The sequence below is a fragment of the Streptosporangium minutum genome, from assembly GCF_002149035.1.
GTDB classification, from domain to species: Bacteria; Actinomycetota; Actinomycetes; order Streptosporangiales; family Streptosporangiaceae; genus Streptosporangium; species Streptosporangium minutum.
In genome coordinates this window covers 1-4,816 of the sequence record NZ_NGFP01000403.1, presented here as the reverse complement: position 1 = coordinate 4,816, position 4,816 = coordinate 1, and the positions used below count along the sequence as shown (strand labels likewise).

General features: G+C 69.4%; 5 protein-coding genes. 1 reads left to right on the top strand and 4 read right to left on the bottom strand.

Features of this window, described 5'->3' with window-relative positions; genetic code table 11:
• Positions 1-170 precede the first annotated feature (170 nt).
• Positions 171-665 carry a YajQ family cyclic di-GMP-binding protein gene (locus CA984_RS42575; protein ID WP_031164771.1) on the top strand — a complete coding sequence of 165 codons (495 nt, stop codon included), beginning with the start codon at positions 171-173 and terminating at the stop codon, positions 663-665.
• A 226-nt stretch (positions 666-891) separates the two neighbouring features.
• On the opposite strand, the gene CA984_RS42570 is transcribed toward CA984_RS42575, so the two are convergent.
• From CA984_RS42570 to CA984_RS42555, 4 genes are all read right to left on the bottom strand, one after another.
• Positions 892-2,028, bottom strand: a complete 1,137-nt coding sequence (locus CA984_RS42570) for a hypothetical protein (RefSeq protein WP_086578978.1) — start codon at positions 2,026-2,028, stop codon at positions 892-894.
• Entirely contained in the window at positions 2,022-3,065 is a 1,044-nt protein-coding gene (locus tag CA984_RS42565) for a cytochrome P450 (RefSeq protein WP_108724702.1), read from the bottom strand. The genes CA984_RS42570 and CA984_RS42565 overlap by 7 nt, the downstream gene beginning before the upstream one ends.
• 240 nt (positions 3,066-3,305) lie before the next feature.
• Complete coding sequence (locus CA984_RS42560; protein ID WP_086578976.1) at positions 3,306-4,154, bottom strand: HIT family protein; 849 nt, start codon at positions 4,152-4,154, stop codon at positions 3,306-3,308.
• 8 nt (positions 4,155-4,162) lie between these two features.
• Positions 4,163-4,816: a DUF6182 family protein gene (locus CA984_RS42555; RefSeq protein ID WP_278249106.1), complete on the bottom strand. Its 654-nt coding sequence runs from the start codon at positions 4,814-4,816 to the stop codon at positions 4,163-4,165.

The window sequence follows — 4,816 nt, the reverse complement described above, 5'->3', positions numbered from 1 at the left end:
GTGGAAGGGAGTAGGCACGGGCGTTGTGTCGCCTGGATGCGCAGGCCGGTGTCGGCCTCGCGAATGAGCTTCGTTCGACACCGTCGTCTGAACGTTGACGGTCACGTTCATCATGAGCCGATAAGCGAAGCGCTAGGGTCGACATGAGAGCTAGAAAGGATAGTCGACGCATGGCCGACAGCAGTTTTGACATCGTCAGCAAGATCGACCATCAGGAGGCCGACAACGCGCTGAACCAGACGGTCAAGGAGGTCGGGCAACGATTCGACTTCAAGGGCACCGGCGCGTCCATCGCCTGGTCGGGCGGCCAGAAGGCTGTAGAGATCAAGGCCAACAGCGAGGAGCGCGCCAACGCCGTCCTTGACGTGTTCAAGGACAAACTGATCAAGCGGGGGCTCTCGCTCAAGATCCTGGACGCGGGCGAGCCCAAGCTGTCCGGCAAGGACTACCGTCTCGTGGTCACCCTCAAGGAGGGCATCGACCAGGAGCACGCCAAGAAGATCTCGAAGATCATCCGGGATGAGGGGCCCAAGGGGGTCAAGGCTCAGATCCAGGGTGAGGAGCTTCGGGTGAGTTCCAAGAAGAGGGACGAGCTGCAGGAGGTCATCGCCCTGCTCAAGGGCAAGGACCTGGAAATCGCCCTTCAGTTCACGAACTACCGCTAGCAGACAGCCAACCAAGGCTCTGACCTGTAACTTCAAGGTCCCGTCTGCTACAGAGGGCACATCCGGGGCACACGGCCGAAGGCGCACGTCTTCGCCTGTGCCCCGGGCCGCTTCCCCACGTGCGTGTCGACCACGGCTGGAGACATGCTGTGTCCGGTACGGGTTACCTGGTTCCCGCGCTCGCATGCCCGGGAATCACTCGTGTCCTCCGTACCCCGGGCGGTGTTCACACGTAGGCGACGCGCAGTAGCTCCCGGAGTGGGATCCCGCTGTCACGCGTGAGCATGGCGGTGGTCAGGCGGTAGGAGTCGAGGAAGCCACGGCGTCCGGCCAGGCGGCTCAGCTGACCGGGCAGGTCACCCGTCTCCACGTCCTCACCGGCGGCGCCGACCTCCGTGTCTGCGCCGGCGGCGTCGAGGAGTCGCTGGGCTCGCCGTACCCATCTTTTCAGGTGTGGCAGGGAGAACGACTCCCCCTGCCCTCGCCCCAGCCCGGCCAGCAGGTAGAGCCGCAGGCCGAGCCTGAACGCCTCCTGCCCGAACTCATCCACCACCGGCCCCGCGAAGCCGCCGACGGTGTAGCCCTGCCAGCCGCCCTCGCGGCTGGAGCGGACCTCGCCGTCGATGGGCACCCTGACCAGCTCAAGCCGTTCGACGGCCGCGCCGAGCCGGCTCAGCACGTGCTCCAGTACGAGGTAGTCATGGCGCAGTTCCTTGTCGTACACCAGCAGCATCAGGTCGTGCCGGCCGAGACTGGGGATGAGCTCCTGCAGCGCGCGGAACAGGTAGTTCGCATGGCCTTCCGCGCTTATCACCACCCGGAGAGGCAGGCCCGCCGGGGTCGCGTCCAGGTAGACCGGCGCTCCCAACGGGCGCCCGTCCACGCAGAGGTGATGGGCGGTGAGGGTCTCCACGACCTCGTCCACGGGGGCCTGCTCCGCGTAGCCGCCGCCCAGTTTGATGTCGGACATCCCCAGCAGCCGGTAGTGCTGCTCCCAGATCTCGAGTATCCGGGAGGTCGCCGGATGGATCCAGCCGTTCTCGGCCCGCTGGACCACGGGCTGGAGCTCGCTGAAGGGAACACGCGCGCTCCGCTGGTGCTCCATGTACAGCTCGCCGATCTGTTCCTCGGTCAGGTCCTGGTAGCACAGGGCGGGATGCACCCGGTCGAGAAACTCCCAGAACCCCGCGACCTGCCGCGTACCGGCGAACGTGCTGTGGTTGTACAGCAGGTGGACGTCGGCGAAGAGCGAGGTGGCCCGGCAGAGCACGTCGAAGGAGAGCAGGTGTTTGAGGTGCGTGGGCGTGAGCGGCTTGGTCGGGCTGACCGTGACGGGAGCGACCAGGATGCGGCGCCTCACCATAGGACCGGGAGTTCCAGCAACCCGCGGACGTACATTCCCTCGCGCCAGCCCAGCGTGTCCTCGGGCACCGCGAGCTCCAGCCCGGGCAGCTCGGCCACCAGCATGTCCAGCGCGACCTGCAGTTCCATCCTGGCCAGGCCCGCTCCGAGACACATGTGACGGCCACGGCCGAAGGACAGGTGCGGGTTGTGCGGCCGGTCGATGTCGAGCAGGTCCGGCTCGTCGAACACGTCGGGGTCGCGGTTGGCGCCGTCGGTCACCGGGACCACCACCTGCCCGGCACGCACCACCGTTCCGCCCACCGGCCTGTCCTCCAGCGCGACGTGGGCAACTCCTCCCGTCGCGTTCAGCGAGGTGTACCGCAGAAGCTCCTCCACGGCCTGCGGGGTGGCCGCGGGGTCCGAGCGCAGCCGCTTCGGCAGGAGCGGATGGCGCAGCAGCGCGAGCACGCACATGCCGAGCTGGTTGCCCGTGGTCTCGTAACCGGCGATGAACAGCCCGGAGACGAGATGGACGGCCTCGTCGCGCCCCAGCGTCCCCTGGCGGACGTGCTCGGCCAGCTCGCCGGGCAGACCGTCCGTCGCCGCGTCCAGGAGTCCGGCGAAGTAACCGTGCACGCCCTTGTGCGCGGCCGCGATCTCCTCGGGCGAGTACGCGGTCGTGGACATCATCGCCTCCACCCATGGGTGCAGGCGACGCTGCTCGGGAGCGGGGACGCCGAGGATCCCGCCGATGACACCCATGGTCAGGGGGAGCGCGAAGTCCGCCACCAGCTCCGCCGGCGGGCCCTTCCGCACCATGGCGCCGATCAGCTCGCCGGCCAGCCGCTCCGTCGCCGGGCGGGCGAGCCCGGCCTGCCGGGCCGTGAAGGCGTGCGCGACGAGCTGGCGCCGGCGCGTGTGGACCGGGGGATCGACGACGTTGAGTGCCAGGGACTCCTTCGAGCGCGAGGTCATCCTCAACTCGGTCGCGGCCTCCCTGCTGAAGCCGGGATCGGTCAGGACGGCGCAGGCGTCGGCGTGCCGGTGGGCCAGCAAGGCGGGGACGCCTCTGGGAAGTTCGACGGGGACGAGCGGCGTCCTCCCCCGCCCAGCGGACCGCCCCGGCTCGGCCGACTGCCCTGACTCAGCGGACCGCCCCGGTGCGGCCGACTGCCCTGACTCAGCGGGCTGATCCGGCTCGGTGTACTGCCTCAGCTCGGTGTACTGCGCGGCCGGTTCCAGGCCCGGGTGGTCGGGGAACGGAAAGGGGAAGGGGCACGATGTGGGCGCCATGTTTCAGCACCCCTCCAGTGCCTGCCGGATGCGGGCGACGACCGCTTCGGCCTCCGGCTCGACGCAGTATCCCGGAGCGGCGAGGTAACCCCTGCCCGTCTCATGCGCCGTCTCAAGGCGCGGGACCAGCCAGAGATGGAAGTGCGGGGTGCCTTCCATGCATGACCAGACGTGTACCCGGGGCACCCCTGTCGCCGTCTTGATCGGCCCGATCAGCCGGCCGATGAGCGGCCCGATCGAGGCCGCCTCCTCGGGGGTGAACTCGGTGTAGTCGAGGAAGTGGCGGCGTGACTCGATGAGCAGTGTGCCCGCCGGCCAGAATGCCGTAGGGCCGTGGCCCACCCGCCAGAGCTCGTTCTCGATGAGATGGCCGCCGGGCGGCACGGGACGGCCGGCCCACGCGGGTACGGCCTCGCCCGCGTACTTTCCGCAGATGAGGCACTGCGGGGGCTCAGCCGTGTGAGCGTCCAGCATCCGGCTGAACGGGTCACGGACCCTGGCGAGCTCCTCGACCTGCGCGTGCCGGACGTACCACTCGTCGAGCTGAGCGACGATCTTGCTCGGGTCCCCCTGCCCCGAGGTGCCGGCGCCTCCCCACAGCGCCTCGGCCTCGCCGGTCTCATGGCCGGTCAGCTCGCCGATCTCCGCCCAGCTCCGCCCGCGGGTGCGCTCGTAGGCGACGATGGCCTCCCGTAAGGAGGGCATCCCCTCCTCCAGCCTCTTCCACAGGGATGAGGCGAGGTCGTCGTTCTCGTGGCCGGGCGCCGCGACCGCGATCCTGAACAGCTCCGACCATTCACGCAGCTGGGCCGAGAGGGCCACCCTGCCCAGGTCTCTGTCCGTGAAGTCCATCTCTCTCCTCAGGCTACGAAGGTGTAAAGGCGCAGCGTCCCGTCCGCTCCGTAGTGCACACGGGCGTAGGCGGACGACAGGGCGGACTCGTCGTCGAGATCCGGGACGTGGACCAGCCGGACCGGCGTCCGCGGGTCGATCTTGCCGAGCAGCACGGCCTCGGCCAGGGTGTGGTGCAGATGGATCAGATAGCCGGCCGTGGTCAGCCCCCGGCAGGCGATGCGGATCTCGCAGGGCGCGCCCCGCCGCTCTCCCGGCAGGTGCACGCTCGGCGGAAGCTCGGGCAGCCGCCCGGTGACCGGCTTGAGCAGGCGGCTCAGCCCGGGCGGGCGGGCGACGTCGACGGGGCCCAGCCATGCCAGGTGGCCACCCGGCCCCACCGTCCGCACCGCCGGACTGCCGAGAAGGTTGTGCGGGTTGCCCAGGAGGAAGCGGGTCCTGGTCCAGTTGCGGTACCAGATGTCCGCTTCCTCGGGGGAGAGTCCTCCGGTGAACTCCAGCGCGCCGTGGACGAGGTCTCCGAGGTCGAGTCGGCGCATGACGACCAACACCGTGACCTGGCCCGGCCCCGCCGTCCCGTCCGGACCCGCGGTCCCGTCCGGACCCGTTGCTCCCTCCAGGCCCGCCGCTCCAACCGGCGTCGCTGCCCCAGCCCGACCCAC

Excerpts from the sequence above, each read along its gene's own strand:
- CA984_RS42575 (WP_031164771.1), top strand. The coding sequence starts at position 171 with ATGGCCGACAGCAGTTTTGACATCGTCAGCAAGATCGACCATCAGGAG.
- CA984_RS42570 (WP_086578978.1), bottom strand. The coding sequence starts at position 2,028 with ATGGTGAGGCGCCGCATCCTGGTCGCTCCCGTCACGGTCAGCCCGACC.
- CA984_RS42560 (WP_086578976.1), bottom strand. The coding sequence starts at position 4,154 with ATGGACTTCACGGACAGAGACCTGGGCAGGGTGGCCCTCTCGGCCCAG.